The 15,838-nt window shown below is 38.7% G+C and carries 18 protein-coding genes; all 18 read left to right on the top strand.

The features are described from left to right. Positions 1-320: 320 nt before the first annotated feature. The 18 genes from fapR to ylqF all read left to right on the top strand — a co-directional run bounded on the left by fapR (position 321) and on the right by ylqF (position 15,833). Positions 321-905, top strand: a complete 585-nt coding sequence (fapR, locus tag IPU53_RS21030) for a transcription factor FapR (RefSeq protein ID WP_207452961.1) — start codon at positions 321-323, stop codon at positions 903-905. Next, on the top strand, positions 902-1,891 hold the full coding sequence (gene plsX, locus IPU53_RS21025; protein ID WP_207452960.1) for a phosphate acyltransferase PlsX: 990 nt from the start codon (positions 902-904) through the stop codon (positions 1,889-1,891). The genes fapR and plsX overlap by 4 nt, the downstream gene beginning before the upstream one ends. Before the next feature lie 29 nt (positions 1,892-1,920). Beyond that, positions 1,921-2,862, top strand: coding sequence for an ACP S-malonyltransferase (fabD, locus tag IPU53_RS21020; RefSeq protein ID WP_207452959.1), 942 nt, complete (start codon positions 1,921-1,923; stop codon positions 2,860-2,862). 3 nt (positions 2,863-2,865) lie between these two features. Beyond that, complete coding sequence (gene fabG / locus IPU53_RS21015; RefSeq protein ID WP_207452958.1) at positions 2,866-3,609, top strand: 3-oxoacyl-[acyl-carrier-protein] reductase; 744 nt, start codon at positions 2,866-2,868, stop codon at positions 3,607-3,609. Between the two features lie 110 nt (positions 3,610-3,719). Next, positions 3,720-3,953 (top strand): acyl carrier protein, encoded by a 234-nt coding sequence (locus tag IPU53_RS21010; protein ID WP_057986708.1) that lies wholly within the window; start codon positions 3,720-3,722, stop codon positions 3,951-3,953. A gap of 165 nt (positions 3,954-4,118) precedes the next feature. Next, positions 4,119-4,856 carry a ribonuclease III gene (gene rnc, locus IPU53_RS21005; protein ID WP_207452957.1) on the top strand — a complete coding sequence of 246 codons (738 nt, stop codon included), beginning with the start codon at positions 4,119-4,121 and terminating at the stop codon, positions 4,854-4,856. A gap of 25 nt (positions 4,857-4,881) precedes the next feature. Further along, positions 4,882-8,445 carry a chromosome segregation protein SMC gene (gene smc / locus IPU53_RS21000; protein WP_207452968.1) on the top strand — a complete coding sequence of 1,188 codons (3,564 nt, stop codon included), beginning with the start codon at positions 4,882-4,884 and terminating at the stop codon, positions 8,443-8,445. An 18-nt stretch (positions 8,446-8,463) separates the two neighbouring features. Then, positions 8,464-9,459 carry a signal recognition particle-docking protein FtsY gene (gene ftsY / locus IPU53_RS20995; RefSeq protein WP_207452956.1) on the top strand — a complete coding sequence of 332 codons (996 nt, stop codon included), beginning with the start codon at positions 8,464-8,466 and terminating at the stop codon, positions 9,457-9,459. Between the two features lie 82 nt (positions 9,460-9,541). Continuing rightward, positions 9,542-9,874: a putative DNA-binding protein gene (locus IPU53_RS20990; RefSeq protein WP_207452967.1), complete on the top strand. Its 333-nt coding sequence runs from the start codon at positions 9,542-9,544 to the stop codon at positions 9,872-9,874. An 11-nt stretch (positions 9,875-9,885) separates the two neighbouring features. After that, positions 9,886-11,229: a signal recognition particle protein gene (gene ffh, locus IPU53_RS20985; protein ID WP_207452955.1), complete on the top strand. Its 1,344-nt coding sequence runs from the start codon at positions 9,886-9,888 to the stop codon at positions 11,227-11,229. A gap of 105 nt (positions 11,230-11,334) precedes the next feature. After that, positions 11,335-11,607 (top strand): 30S ribosomal protein S16, encoded by a 273-nt coding sequence (rpsP, locus tag IPU53_RS20980; protein WP_057986695.1) that lies wholly within the window; start codon positions 11,335-11,337, stop codon positions 11,605-11,607. Positions 11,608-11,618: 11 nt separating this feature from the next. Next, the gene (locus tag IPU53_RS20975) at positions 11,619-11,849 is read left to right on the top strand and encodes a KH domain-containing protein (protein ID WP_207452954.1); all 231 of its coding nucleotides are present in this window, start codon (positions 11,619-11,621) and stop codon (positions 11,847-11,849) included. Between the two features lie 166 nt (positions 11,850-12,015). Beyond that, positions 12,016-12,408, top strand: coding sequence for a YlqD family protein (locus IPU53_RS20970; RefSeq protein ID WP_207452953.1), 393 nt, complete (start codon positions 12,016-12,018; stop codon positions 12,406-12,408). Positions 12,409-12,412: 4 nt separating this feature from the next. Beyond that, complete coding sequence (gene rimM / locus IPU53_RS20965) at positions 12,413-12,934, top strand: ribosome maturation factor RimM (RefSeq protein ID WP_207452952.1); 522 nt, start codon at positions 12,413-12,415, stop codon at positions 12,932-12,934. Continuing rightward, the gene (gene trmD, locus IPU53_RS20960; protein WP_207452951.1) at positions 12,931-13,608 is read left to right on the top strand and encodes a tRNA (guanosine(37)-N1)-methyltransferase TrmD; all 678 of its coding nucleotides are present in this window, start codon (positions 12,931-12,933) and stop codon (positions 13,606-13,608) included. The genes rimM and trmD overlap by 4 nt, the downstream gene beginning before the upstream one ends. A 296-nt stretch (positions 13,609-13,904) precedes the next feature. Next, positions 13,905-14,249: a 50S ribosomal protein L19 gene (rplS, locus tag IPU53_RS20955; protein ID WP_057986797.1), complete on the top strand. Its 345-nt coding sequence runs from the start codon at positions 13,905-13,907 to the stop codon at positions 14,247-14,249. Between the two features lie 151 nt (positions 14,250-14,400). Continuing rightward, a complete protein-coding gene (gene lepB / locus IPU53_RS20950; RefSeq protein WP_207452950.1) occupies positions 14,401-14,958 on the top strand; it encodes a signal peptidase I in 558 nt (185 codons plus the stop codon). A 17-nt stretch (positions 14,959-14,975) separates the two neighbouring features. Next, on the top strand, positions 14,976-15,833 hold the full coding sequence (gene ylqF / locus IPU53_RS20945) for a ribosome biogenesis GTPase YlqF (protein ID WP_207452949.1): 858 nt from the start codon (positions 14,976-14,978) through the stop codon (positions 15,831-15,833). The last annotated feature ends 5 nt before the right edge of the window (positions 15,834-15,838 follow it).

The raw sequence follows: 15,838 nt of genomic DNA, 5'->3' as shown, positions 1-15,838 counted from the left end.
AATTTCCTTAACAAGAACAAAAGTGCAAGCGCCCTGATCTAGGAAGAAAGGCTTACCCTGTCGCTCGCCTGCTCGAATACACCCTGTGTCAATAGACTCGCTCCTGTGGGCCTATTGACGGATGGCCTCCTAATTGACCGCAACACCACGCCAGTTATCCACACAAAAGTCCAGGGCGCTCCTTTAGGGGCATAACACGATGAATCTTCACGTGTTTTGACCCACATCCAGTAGCCAGCGTAAAGGTTGCGCATTGCTCCTTCTTTTTATATACTACTGTTAATACCTAGTCTTAATATCTTGATTGGTGCTGATGAAATATGAGACCTCCAAAAAAAGAACGTCAAAATTTATTACAAGAGACAATCCTTGAAAATCCATTTATTACGGATGAGGAATTAGCAGGGAAATTTTCTGTAAGTGTGCAAACCATTCGCCTTGATCGGATGGAGTTGGCGATCCCTGAATTAAGAGAGAGAATTAAAACTGTGGCAGAAAAACATGTAGAAGATGAAGTGAAAGCTTTGCCGATTGAAGAAGTCATTGGTGACATTATCGATATTGAATTAGATGAAGCTGCAATCTCGATCTTTGATGTCCAAAAGGAGCATACATTTAAACGAAACGCAATTGCAAGAGGGCATCATTTATTCGCGCAAGCCAATTCACTTGCTGTGGCTGTAATAAATGACGCGCTTGCCTTAACGGTTAAGGTAAATATTCACTTTACACGACCAGTAAAAGCAGGGGAAAGAGTGATTGCAAAGGCAAAAGTTCGAAAACAGCAATGGCAAGGAGATCGTACGATTGTGGATGTAAAAAGCTTTGTCGATAAAGAATTAGTGTTTAAGGGGGAATTTGAGATGTTTCGTTCTAGTCAAACGTCAGAAGGTGAGAAAGTATGAAAATTGCGATTGATGCTATGGGAGGGGATCATGCTCCTAAAGAAATTATCCTTGGTGTAAATCGTGCACTGGAGGAATTTCCCGATATTGAATGTACGTTATTTGGAAATAAAGAAGAAATTAATCAGTATGTTAAAAAAAATGAGCGGATAACGATCGTTCATACAGATGAAAGGATTGAATCGACGGATGAACCTGTTAAAGCTGTTAGAAGAAAAAAGACAGCTTCAATGGTAATGATGGCACAAGCTGTCAAGGATAAAACTGCTGATGCCTGTATTTCTGCAGGAAACACTGGGGCTTTAATGGCTGCTGGCCTATTTATTGTGGGAAGAATTAAAGGGATTGATCGTCCTGCTCTTGCTCCAACATTACCAACATTAGATGGTAAAGGATTTGTTTTTTTAGATGTAGGGGCTAATGCAGATTCGAAGCCGGAACATTTATTGCAATACGCAATTATGGGCAGTATTTATGCACAGAATGTAAGAAAGATTGCTCAACCTAGAGTGGCGTTATTGAATATCGGAACAGAAGAAAATAAAGGGAATGAGTTAACGAAAAAAGCGTTCACATTACTTCAAGAGTCCAACTTGAACTTTGTTGGCAATATTGAATCACGTGATGTATTAGACGGCTCCGCTGATGTGATCGTGACAGATGGGTTTACGGGCAACGTTGTACTAAAAACAATTGAAGGGACAGCAGCAAGCCTTTTTTCTATGTTAAAAGATACCTTTATGAATAGTTTCAAAAATAAATTAGCAGCTGGTCTCATTAAATCAGACTTGATGCAAATTAAAAATAAAATGGATTATACAGAATATGGTGGTGCTTGTCTGTTTGGATTAAATGCGCCGGTTGTGAAAGCGCATGGTTCTTCCAATGCCAATGCCATTTATCATGCAATCAGACAAACCAGGGAAATGGTACAACACCAAATTTCCGAAACAATTGCCACCTCATTAAAAATAGACAACGAATAATGTGAGTTCAAAAAGAGGGAGAGATAGGTATGGGGAAAATAGCCTTCGTATTTCCTGGACAAGGGTCTCAAACCGTTGGAATGGGAGCTTCTGTAAGGGAAAAGGAAGAAAATGCAAGAAAAATATTTGATTTAGCAGATAAAAGCCTGGGCCGTGATTTGACATCCATTATACTAGATGGTCCTCAAGAAGAATTAACAAAGACAGCAAATGCGCAACCAGCTCTTCTGACAACAAGTATTGCGCTTTTACAAGCTTTGAAGGAGGCAGGTATTCAACCAGATTATACGGCTGGTCACAGCCTTGGGGAATATACCGCATTAGTGGCAAGTGACGCCATCGCTTTTTCCGAAGCTGTTTATGCTGTCGCAAAACGAGGGGAATTAATGGAAGAAGCCGTGCCGAATGGCGAGGGCACAATGGCGGCTGTCCTAGGAATGGACCGGAATCTGCTAGCCGATATTTGTCAGAAGGTAACGGATAAGGGAAAATCAGTGCAGTTAGCAAATATGAATTGCCCCGGCCAAATTGTGATTTCTGGTTCGGTTGATGGGGTCACTGAAGCAGGAGATGAAGCGAAAAAAAATGGGGCAAAACGGGTGCTGCCCTTGCAAGTGAGTGGACCTTTTCATTCCGCTTTAATGAAACCAGCAGCAGAAAGATTTGCGGCTGTTTTGGATGATATACAAGTTCAGGAAGCGCAAATTCCAATAATTGCCAACGTAACAGCGGAGCCAACAAATGAGCAAAACGAGATTCGCGCACTTTTGCTGGAGCAATTGTATTCTCCTGTTCTATGGGAGGATTCTGTACGAAAAATGATTGAACTTGGTGTCGATACTTTTGTGGAAATTGGACCAGGAAAAGTATTAACAGGCCTTATTAGAAAAATTAATAGAGAGGTAACAACTTTCTCTGTTCAAGATCCGGAAAGCTGTCAGGCCGCTATTACAGCCTTAAGGGGGGAATGATCGATGAAACTCGAGAATAAAGTAGCGATTGTCACAGGTGCCTCTAGAGGGATCGGTAAGGAAATTGCCCTTATGCTTGCAAAAGAAGGGGCAAATGTAATTGTGAATTACTCTGGCAACGAAGAAAAAGCAAAGGAAACAATGGATGAGATTGTCGCTTTAGGAAGAAAATCAATGATTTATCAATGTAATGTAGCTGACTCTTCTTCCGTTCAATCGATGATCAAGGAAACTGTTCAAGAGTTTGGAAAAATAGACATTTTGGTGAATAATGCCGGCATTACCCGAGATAATCTATTAATGAGGATGAAAGAATCCGAATGGGACGATGTCTTAGATACAAATTTAAAAGGTGTCTTTCATTGCACGAAAAGTGTATCAAGACCAATGATGAAGCAACGCCAAGGAAGAATTATTAATATTTCCTCTGTGGTAGGGTCGAGCGGTAACCCTGGACAAGCGAATTATTCTGCGGCAAAGGCTGGTGTTATTGGATTAACTAAAACATCTGCTTTGGAGCTAGCGGCGAGAGGGATTACTGTAAATGTGATTGCACCTGGTTTTATTACGACCGATATGACAGAAAAATTACCGGAAGATACAAAAGAAGCAATGTTGAAGCAAATTCCATTAGGTTCGCTAGGTGAGCCAAAAGATATTGCAGCGTTAACCGTTTTTCTGGCTTCCGATGATGCGAAATATATTACAGGCCAGACCATTCACGTGAATGGCGGAATGTACATGTAAAAAATTGACTTTTGTGTTATGGCTTGTATATTCAGCATGATCCTCGCTGATAGAGTTTCACTTTATCTTTTGGACAGATTCGACTATAATACTTGAGGGGAGGTGACAAAATGGCAAACACAGTAGAGCGTGTAACAAAAATTATTGTGGATCGTTTAGGTGTTGAGGAATCAAAAGTAACGCTTGAAGCTTCATTTAAAGACGATCTAGGTGCAGATTCACTAGATGTTGTTGAACTTGTCATGGAATTAGAAGATGAGTTTGATATGGAAATCTCTGATGATGATGCTGAAAAAATTGCAACAGTAGGCGATGCAGTCAATTACATAGAAAGTAATGCCTAGTCTAATGTAAGGATATGTCCCGTCGATTGCTGACGGGGCTTTTCTACGTTGTATAGAAATTTTTTTAGTGTATACACTGTGGAGAGAAAATGGTTTAATCTAGTATAGGCGCTTAGTATAGTAAATAAGGGCATCTTTACAAAAAATCAACTTAGGTGAGGATCTATGCGCAAAACGAATCGAAGCAAAACAAGAAATCATTTTGAAAATCAAAAAATAAAGGATTTTCAAGAGAGAATCGGCATTCAATTTCAAAATGAACGCTTATTAAAACAGGCTCTTACCCATTCATCTTATGTGAATGAGCATCGCAAAAAAAACTATGAAGATAATGAACGCTTAGAATTTTTAGGCGACGCGGTTTTAGAATTAACAATTTCCCAATACTTATATAAAAAGTTTCCGACTATTAGTGAAGGAGAACTAACAAAACTTCGCGCTTCTATTGTTTGTGAACCAGCTCTAGTTGAGTTTGCAAATGAATTAGAATTTGGCGATGCAGTGCTTCTGGGAAAAGGGGAAGAAATGACAGGGGGGCGTGCGCGGCCAGCATTGCTAGCAGACGCATTTGAAGCCGTTATAGGCGCCTTATACCTTGATCAAGGGTTAGACAAGGTGGTAGCATTGTTAGAAAAAGTTGTCTATCCTAAAGTAGATGCAGGTGCTTTTTCGCATGCGATGGATTTTAAAAGCCAACTTCAGGAAGTCGTTCAAAAAGATGGGACAAGGACATTATCATATCAAATTTTACAAGAAGTGGGACCAGCCCATAATCGCATATTTATATCCCAAGTTTCTCTCGAGGGTAAGATCCTTGGAGAAGGAAAAGGGCGCTCGAAGAAAGAGGCGGAACAACATGCAGCGCAGATGGCCTTAGATCATTTGCGTTCAGATAAACAATAATCCTGTAAAAAAGAGGAGGATGATGATGTTCCTCAAGCAACTAGATATTATCGGATTTAAATCATTTGCAGAGAAAACGACACTTGAATTTGTGCCTGGTGTTACAGCAGTTGTTGGTCCGAATGGAAGTGGAAAAAGTAATATTACGGATGCGATACGCTGGGTTTTAGGGGAGCAGTCTGCACGATCATTGCGTGGAGGAAAAATGGAGGACGTCATTTTTGCGGGTAGTGATTCTAGAAAGTCGCTCAATTTCGCGGAAGTTTCTCTTACATTAAATAACGAAGATGGAACCTTACCTGTTGAATATAATGAGGTGTGTGTCACACGTAGAGTTTTTCGAAATGGTGACAGTGAATATTTATTGAATGGGCATAGTTGTCGACTGAAAGATATTGTGGACTTATTTATGGATTCAGGACTAGGAAAAGAAGCTTTCTCTATTATCAGTCAAGGAAAAATTGAAGAGATATTAAATAGTAAACCTGAGGAACGAAGGACAATATTTGAAGAGGCAGCAGGCGTTTTAAAATACAAAAATCGAAAGAAAAAAGCTTCACTTAAACTTCAAGAAACATCTGAGAACTTAAATCGAGTAAATGATATTTTGTATGAATTGGAAGGCCAGTTGGAACCCCTCGAAATGCAAGCGTCAATGGCAAAAGATTATTTACAGAAGAAGCAGGATTTAGAGACACATGAAATTGCTTTAACTGTCTATGAAATAGGTGAAAAGCATACCCAATGGGAAACTGCTAAAAAAGTGTTGGAAAAACTAACAAACCAAGAAAAAGATCGATCCTCCTATATTCAACAGATTGAGTCATCACTAGAGACTGAAAGAAGCCAATTAAGTGCTTTTGATGAAAAAATTGCTGAATGGCAATCTGCCTTATTGACCTCTTCAAAAGATTTGGAAAAGCTTCAAGGTAGACTGGGGATTTTAAAAGAAAGAAAAAATAACGCAGCGTTAAACTCTGGGCAATTGCAGAAAAACATTACGGATGCAGAACAAAAAATAACCTTAATTAAACAAAAACAAGAAGATACGGAAGCAGAACTTCATAAAAAAAGAAATGAAGCTCGAGAACTTAAGAAAATATTAGTAGACAAGAAGAAAATGGCCAGTGCTCTCAATGATTCGATTGAGGAGACGATCGAATCATTAAAAAGTGATTATATTGAAGTGCTGAATCAACAAGCGACAGCGAAAAATGAATTTCGTTATTTACAGCAGCAATTAGAACAACAGATTGCCAAGAGTAATCGATTAGATCAAGAAAATAGAAAATATCTTGAACAACGAGCAAATTATATCGCACAATTAGATGAGAAAATGCAGGAAGTAGAAAAAATTGACAGCGAGTTAACTGCTCAAATTGAACAATTTCGAGCTGCTCAAAGTTTGACTAAAGACATAAGAGAAAAATATGAAGCAAAAAATGAATTGTTAAACAAGGCCTATCAGTTTATCCAAAAGGCGGAATCCCGTAAAGATACGTTAGAAGAAATGGAAGAGGATTACACAGGTTTTTATTATGGGGTAAAGGAAGTCCTGAAGGCTAAAAAGAGTGAATTAGCAGGGATTGAAGGAGCGATTGCCGAACTTATCCATGTTCCTCAGCAATTTGCAAAGGCAATGGAAACAGCTCTTGGTGGAGCTATGCAACATATTGTCGTCAATACCGAAGCCGATGCACGAAATGCGATTGCCTTTTTGAAAAAAAAGCAATTAGGAAGAGCTACATTTTTACCTATGGATGTAATTAAAGGGAGGAGTTTACCTGCAAATCAACGAATAGATCTCTCTACTCATCCCTCTTTTGTAGGAATAGCAGCAGACCTAGTGGAAGCCAATCAAGCTTATAAACAAGTGATCGAGCATTTGCTTGGCAATATTGTGATTGCGGATTCTTTAGCAGGAGCGAATCAACTGGCAAAACGATTACAGTTTCGTTATCGGATCGTTACCCTTGATGGGGATGTCGTGAACCCAGGCGGCTCGATGACAGGTGGTGCCACTAAACAAAAAACGACTTCTTTATTAGGGCGGAAAACTGAGCTAGAAGAGCTCAAAAATAAATTAATAGAAATGAAAAGCAAAACCAAGAATCTTGAAGAAGAGTGGCAAGAACTTAAAGAACAATTAGCAAATAGTGAACAACAAGTAGAGGAAATGAAACAGAACGGCGAGCAGCTTCGCCTGCAAAAAAATGAAGCGCAAGCCGGTCTCTCCCAGATAGAGATGACGAAAAAAAATGTTGATGATCGTCTTGCTATATATGATTTAGAAACAACCGAGTTAAAAGAAGAGAAAAATAAAATAAAGGAACGAATGGACGCCTTAGAGAAAATTACTGTTGAATGCAGCGAAAAAATCGTTTCTTTAAATGCAAAAATAGATGAATTAACCAAGCAACGAAATGATGAAAGGCAATCCAAAGAATCACTTGAAAGAGAAATTAATGAGCTCACATCAAAATCTGCTGTCATAAACGAGCAGCTTCAGTCTACTGAAAAACAGCTTAAGAATCTTGCAACTGAATTTGATGAGGCTGAGTCGCATAAAAACTCACTTATGGATGAATGGGGATTTATTCAAGGAGAGATGACAGGACATCAGACAAGTGAAGAAGACCTAGCTCAGCTGATACAACAAGGCTCTAGTGAGAAAAATGAAATAGAAGAGCGGTTGAATAAGGAAAGAGAAGACAGATTCCAATTACAAGTATTGATTGAGCAAAGGGAAGCCGATCTAAAAGAACAGAAAAGATTATATTCTGGCATAAGCAATGCCTTGAGAGCTGAAGAGGTTAAAAAGAATCGGCTCGATGTTGAGCTGGATAACCTGCTACATATGCTGCGTGAAGATTATTCCCTATCATACGAGGGGGCGAAAGATCAATATCCTTTGATCTTATCTGTTGAAGAAACACGAAAAAAGGTTAAATTAACTAAACTAGGCATTGAGGAACTAGGTTCTGTTAATCTAGGATCTATAGAAGAATATGATCGAGTTTACGAAAGGTATCATTTTCTTTTGGAACAACAGACAGATCTAACAGAGGCAAAAACCCATCTATTTCGCGTAATGGATGAAATGGATGATGAAATGAAAAGAAGATTTGGCACAACCTTCCATGAAATCCAAGACCAATTTATGGGTGTGTTTAGGGCGCTATTCGGTGGTGGTCATGCGGAATTGAAGCTTACAGATCCTTCAGATTTGCTCAATACAGGAGTGGATATTGTTGCTCAACCACCTGGAAAAAAATTGCAAAATTTAAGTCTTTTATCAGGTGGCGAAAGATCTTTAACCGCAATTGCCTTGCTTTTTTCTATTTTAAAGATTCGACCCGTACCTTTCTGTGTCTTAGATGAAGTAGAAGCGGCCTTAGATGAAGCTAATGTACAGAGGTTTAGTCATTATTTACGAGCATTTAGTCAAGAGACACAATTTATCGTCATTACGCATCGCCAAGGTACAATGCAAGGAGCAGATGTGCTGTACGGTGTTACCATGCAGGAATCGGGAGTGTCTAAAATCGTATCTGTCAAGTTGGAAAATGCACAAGAGATGGTGCAATAAATAAAGGGGGGACTTAAAATGAGTTTTTTTAATAAATTAAAAGAAAAATTTACTTCTTCATCAGATTCTGTATCCGAAAAGTTTAAAACAGGATTAACGAAAACAAGAGATCAATTTGCTGGCAAGGTAAATGATCTCGTTGCTCGGTATCGAAAGGTTGATGAGGACTTTTTTGAAGAATTAGAAGAGATTCTCATCCAAGCTGATGTTGGTTTTGAAACAGTAATGGATTTAGTTGAAGAATTAAAGTTAGAAGTGAAAAGAAGAAACATAAAAGATCCTGCGGAGCTACAACCCGTAATCTCAGAAAAACTGATTGAGATTTATGATGGTGGGGAGAATCTATCCTCAGAATTGGCTATAAAAGATCATGAATTAACGGTTATATTATTTGTGGGCGTCAATGGAGTTGGAAAAACGACGACAATTGGAAAACTAGCTCATAAATTTAAGCAAGAAGGAAAAAAGGTAATGCTAGCTGCTGGAGATACCTTCCGAGCTGGTGCGATTGAACAATTAGAAGTATGGGGACAGCGCGTCGATGTCGATGTTATAAAGCAAGGGGAAGGATCAGACCCGGCTGCTGTGATGTATGATGCTTTACAGGCAGCGAAATCCAGAAAAGTGGATATTCTTCTATGCGATACAGCTGGGCGCTTGCAAAATAAAGTGAATTTGATGAAAGAATTGGAAAAAGTGAAACGTGTACTTGAAAGAGAAATACCGGGCGCACCACATGAAGTCTTGCTCGTTTTAGATGCGACAACTGGCCAAAATGCTTTGATTCAAGCAAAGACTTTTAAAGAAGCCGTTGACGTTAGTGGAATCGTCCTATCGAAGCTCGATGGGACGGCTAAAGGCGGAATCGTCTTGGCTATACGTAATGAATTGAATTTGCCTGTGAAATTTGTCGGGCTTGGTGAGAAAATGGATGATCTTCAAGAATTTGATCCTGAAAAATATGTTTATGGGCTTTTCTCTGATATGATTGACGATGTAGAGGAAGAAAAATAAAGGCCTCTTGACAATCCTGTTATTTATCGGTATTATTTTGCTGTAAAGGCGTTTAACTTAACAAGGTGGGTTTTACATGACAATGCTTGAGAAAACTACGCGCATCAATTACTTATTTGATTTTTATCAAGCTTTGTTGACTCCAAAACAAAGGAATTATATGTCCCTTTATTACTTGGATGATTTTTCATTGGGTGAAATAGCCGAAGAATTCCAGATCAGTCGTCAAGCTGTTTATGATAATATTAAAAGAACAGAGGCGATGCTGGAGGATTACGAAGAAAAGTTGAATTTATTTCATAAATACCAAAAACGAAAAAAAGTCACCAAGCAAATGAAACTTTGTCTGGATCAAGACAAATTGGATAAAGTGATGTTGGAACATTTTATAGGTTTGCTTGATGAATTGGATTAGGGGGCGGCCATATGGCGTTTGAAGGTTTAGCCGACCGATTACAGGCAACAATGCAAAAAATTCGCGGTAAAGGGAAGGTTTCAGAAGCGGATGTAAAAACGATGATGCGTGAAGTCCGACTTGCTTTACTTGAAGCAGATGTCAACTTTAAAGTTGTCAAACAGTTTATCAAAAAAGTAAGCGAGAGAGCAGTTGGACAAGAGGTTATGAAAAGTCTAACACCAGGACAACAAGTTATCAAAGTAGTAAAAGAAGAGCTAACAGATTTGATGGGTGGAGAGCAAAGCAAAATCGCTGTAGCAAATCGTCCTCCAACGGTTATTATGATGTCCGGTCTTCAGGGGGCTGGTAAGACAACGACAACCGGGAAGTTAGCCAATTTACTTCGTAAGGAATATAATCGGAAGCCATTATTGGTGGCTGCTGATATCTACCGACCAGCTGCAATTAAACAATTAGAAACGATTGGCAAACAGTTAGATTTACCCGTTTTTTCAATGGGGGATCAAGTAAGTCCAGTTGAAATTGCACAAAAAGCAATCGAAAAGGCGAAGGAAGAACATTTTGATTATGTCTTGATTGATACAGCAGGGCGTTTGCATATTGATGGTGAACTCATGCAAGAATTACAAGATGTAAAGGAAGTTGCACGTCCTGATGAAATTTACCTAGTTGTGGATGCGATGACTGGGCAAGATGCCGTAAATGTCGCAAAAGCATTTAATGATCAACTGGAAGTTACTGGCGTAGTTTTAACGAAGCTAGACGGTGATACAAGGGGTGGTGCTGCCCTATCTATTCGTGCGGTAACTGATAAACCAATTAAGTTTGTTGGTATGGGTGAAAAAATGGATGCATTGGAAGCTTTTCATCCAGAACGCATGGCTTCTAGAATTCTAGGCATGGGCGATATGCTTACATTAATCGAAAAAGCGCAAGACTCAGTAGATGAAGAGAAAGCAAAAGAATTAGAACAAAAAATAAAGCATGCTTCGCTTGATTTTGATGATTTCTTAGAGCAATTATCACAAATGCGGAATATGGGGCCACTTGACGAATTATTAAAAATGATGCCTGGGGCCAATAAGATTAAGGGAATGAATAATCTGCAGATTGATGAAAAACAAATCAATCGAATAGAGGCAATCATTCATTCCATGACACAGCAAGAAAAGCAACAACCTGATATTATCAATTCAGGACGCAGACGACGAATTGCAAAAGGAAGTGGTACAACCATTCAAGAGGTTAACCGGCTTTTAAAGCAATTCGAAGAGATGAAGAAGATGATGAAACAAATGTCTGGTATGCAACAAAAAGGCAAGAAGAAAGGCTTTAATCTTCCTTTTATGTAATTTTTAAATTTAATTTAGTGATGTTAAGAAAAAGTACTTTACAGCATAAACACTTATTTGATATTATAATATCTTGTGTGAAACTATTCGGAGGTGCTATATAAAATGGCAGTTAAAATTCGCTTAAAACGTATTGGGGCAAAAAAGGCTCCTTTCTATCGTATCGTAGTTGCAGATTCTCGTTCTCCACGTGATGGAAGAATTATTGAAGAGATTGGCACATATAATCCGGTTGCACAACCGGCTCAAGTGACAATTAATGAAGAAAATGCGATTAAATGGATGCAAAATGGTGCAAAACCATCTGATACGGTTCGTAACTTGTTTTCAAAACAAGGGATCATGGAAAAATTCCATAACGCCAAGCTTGGCAAATAATTGGGATAAGCATGGAAAATTTAATCCTGTCGGTCGTCAAGCCAATTGTTGATTTTCCTGACAACGTTCGTGTGGAGACAAAGGAAGAAGAAAACCACGTCATTTATAAACTTATTACTCATGAAGAGGATATCGGAAAAGTAATTGGGAAGAATGGTCGAGTAGCAAAATCCATTAGGGCGATTATTTATGCAGCAGCAGGACAAAAACAACAAAAAAAGGTTTACTTGGAAATCGACTGAGTAAAGCAGAGGCGCCCATAGCGATTTATACTTCATGTAGGATGAAGCTAAAAGTTTGCTAAGTGCTAAAGCTTGTTCTAAATGAAGGGAGGCGAAGACACCTCCCTTCATTTTGATTTTATCAAGATATTAATGCTATACATAAAAATGCTCGGAGGATGATTAGATGAAGATTCTCCAGAAAGTAAATGTCAAACAAGTACTGACAGAACAAAGTAAAGATCAATTACTAAAAAAATATGAACGAAACAAACAACAATTAGAGAAAGAGTGTGACCAGCTTTTTTTCGAAATGAAAAAGCTTGAACGGAATCGCAAATATCCCGCAGGCGGATTAAAAACCCAATTTGATAAGGAAATTGATCTCCGTAAAGAAAAAATAAAAATGATTGAGTTTCAAATAGAACAAGTTGAAATACTTCCGCTTGGCAGTGAATTACAAGATCAAGAAGTTTCCGCAATGATTGACATTAGTGTCGGTGATCATTGGGAAGAAAAGGTTAGTGGTAAGACAATCATAATCAAAGATGGAATCATAACAGAGATACGAGAGAGGTGATTAGATGGAAAAATGGTTTAATGTTGGAAAAATCGTCAATACCCATGGCATTCGCGGTGAAGTAAGGGTGATAGCGACGACAGATTTTCCCGAGCAACGATTTGCAATAGGTCAACAACTTCATCTTTTCTTGCCAAAGAATCCATCTCCTTTGCAGCTCACAATCAAAAGTCATCGCAAACATAAAAACTTCGATTTACTTGCATTTACAGGGTATAACAATATAAACGATGTGGAACATTGGAAAAATGCTATACTCAAAGTTTCTGAAGACCAATTAGCTGCGCTTCCTGAAGGTGAATTTTATTTTCATGAAATTATCGGTTGCACGGTGCTAGATGAAAATTGCAAGCCAATTGGAATTGTCAAAGAAATACTCACTCCTGGAGCCAATGATGTATGGGTTGTAAAATCGGATGAAGGAAAGGAATATCTGATCCCTTATATCGAGGACGTGGTAGAGGAGATTTCAATCGACAATAAAGAAATTTTCATTCATCCAATTGAGGGATTGTTGGACCTATGAAAATCGACATCTTAACCTTATTTCCCGAAATGTTTGCAGGGGTATTAGGAAGCTCCATGCTAAAAAAAGCAGAAGAAAAAGAGGCTGTCTCTTATTCACTTGAAAATTTCCGGAGATTTTCCAATAACAAACATCATACGGTGGATGATTATCCATATGGTGGCGGAGCTGGAATGGTGTTAAAGCCGCAACCAATCTTCGATGCTGTATCACACTTAACAGAAAACACAGACACGAAACCAAGGATCATTTTACTATGTCCCCAAGGAGATCGTTTTGATCAGAGTAAAGCAGAGGAATTGGCTCAGGAAGAACACTTGATTTTTATTTGTGGTCATTATGAGGGCTATGATGAAAGAATAAGAGAGCACCTTGTGACAGATGAAATTTCAATCGGAGACTATGTCTTAACAGGCGGAGAATTAGGGGCGATGGTTGTGATTGACTCAGTCGTTCGTTTACTTCCCGGTGTTCTAGGAAATGAAGATTCTCCAATTCATGATTCATTCTCGACAGGATTACTAGAACATCCTCATTACACAAGACCTGCCGATTTTAGAGGAATGAAAGTCCCTGACGTATTATTATCAGGCAACCATGCCAAAATTGCCGAATGGAGAAAAGAACAATCACTGAAAAGAACGAAGGAACGGCGACCGGATTTATTAGAATAGTGTTTAGGAGGATTAGGAAGCGCTCTAAGATATCAAACAAGCTTATACGCTCTCTATCAGCTTCTATCAAGTCTTTTCCTTAAATCGCTAAATATTTTCGATCTACGGATCATTTGCTTGATGATACAGTCCATTCAGCTCTAGTGCTTCTTTGTTTTTTGTTATTGCAATGAATGGTACCATATGGTAATATAGTTTAGTGGCAGAGGCTGTGATAGTCTTGTTTGCCGTAACAACGATGTTCCGCTGCAAGGATGAAAGTTTGTATGAACTTCGGTTGGAAGGAGATGAATTCGATGCACAAAATTATTGAAGAAATTACAAAAGAGCAACTTAAAACAGACCTACCAAAGTTTCGCGCTGGTGATACGGTACGTGTTCATGTGAAAGTTGTTGAGGGTACTCGTGAGAGAATCCAGCTTTTTGAAGGTGTTGTGATTAGACGCCGTGGTGGTGGGATCAGTGAAACATTTACTGTTCGCAAAATCTCTTATGGTGTTGGGGTTGAACGTACTTTCCCTGTACACACTCCAAGAATTGCAAAGCTTGAAGTCGTGCGTCGTGGTAAGGTTCGTCGAGCAAAACTTTACTACATGCGTAAATTACGCGGTAAAGCAGCGCGAATTAAAGAAATTCGCTAATTATGTACTAACCTTATATGTAACATGCAAAAAGGAGGAGCTTGTGTATGCAAGCTCTCTTTTTATATAAAGAGTAGTAAAAGGAAGTTTTTTATTATCTTGTTTTACTGTACAATAGAAAGGAAAACAGGTTGGTACTGGAGTGATTGGGATGGATGATGAAAAATCAGTAAAGGAAAAAAATGAACTTTGGGAATGGACAAAAGCGCTATTAATTGCTGTAGCATTAGCTGCTATTATTCGTTTCTTTCTTTTTACTCCTATAGTGGTAGATGGTTATTCCATGACGCCCACTTTGCATGATGGAGATAAGATGATTGTCAACAAGCTTGGTAAGCCAAATCGATTTGACATCATCGTATTTCATGCACCAGAGCACAAGGATTACATCAAGCGCGTTATTGGATTGCCAGGGGATACAGTAGAGTATCGGGATGATGTTCTATATATCAATGGAGAGGCTTATGAGGAGCCTTATTTGGAAAAATCTAAGCAGGAACTTTTTGATGGAAAGTTAACAGATGATTTTACCCTAGAAGAAACACCTGTAGGTACAGAAACTGTCCCAGAGGGAGAAGTGTTTGTCATGGGGGATAATCGTCGTTCTAGTAAAGACAGTCGCCATATTGGAACTATTTCTATGAATGAAATCATTGGTGACACCAGTGTTGTATTCTGGCCATTACAGGATATTCGAATGGTGAAGTAACGAGTGGAGTGAGTGCTATGACGATACAATGGTTTCCAGGCCATATGGCTAAAGCAAGACGGGAAGTAACAGAGAAATTAAAATTAGTCGATATAATTTTTGAACTTGTTGATGCACGTATACCTGTGTCATCATCCAATCCAATGTTAAAAGAAATCATCCAACAAAAACCAAGATTAATTCTATTAAACAAAGCGGATATGGCGGATCGACAAGTAACGGAAGAATGGATTGCTCATTATTCAAAGCAAGGCTTAATGGCAGTAGCGGTTAACTCTCAGGCCGGTAAAGGGATGAATCGAATTATGAAGGCATCCGAAGAGATTCTGAAAGAAAAAAGGCTGAGGGATAAAGCAAAAGGCCTGCGTCCAAGGGCCATCAAGGCCATGATTATTGGGATTCCCAATGTTGGTAAGTCCACCTTGATTAACCGATTAGCAAAACGAAATATAGCGAAAACTGGAAATACACCAGGGGTGACTAGATCACAACAATGGATCAAGGTTGGCAAAGAGCTTGAACTTTTGGATACTCCTGGGATATTATGGCCAAAGTTCGAAGATCCCGTGACGGGATATAAACTTGCTTTGACAGGAGCAATAAAGGATACATTATTAAATATGCAAGATATTGCTGAATTTGGTTTGCAGTTTCTTCATTCTCATTATCCTGACAGGCTTATGGAACAATATAAACTTAATGAGTTACCAAAGGATCATTTATCTTTGTTTAAAGAGATTGCTGTTTCCTTACGGTACATAGCGGATGAAGATGAACCAGATTATGATAAAACAGCTGAAAAAATAGTTAAAGACATTAGGATGCAAAAATTTGGTAACCTCTCATTGGATGATCCAGAAAGCGTAGAAATATGACGGAA

The organism is Bacillus sp. SD088 (genome assembly GCF_017355205.1).
GTDB lineage: Bacteria > Bacillota > Bacilli > Bacillales > Bacillaceae_C > Lederbergia.
The sequence above is the reverse complement of the archived record's forward strand: the minus strand, read 5'-3'. Positions and strand labels throughout refer to the sequence as shown.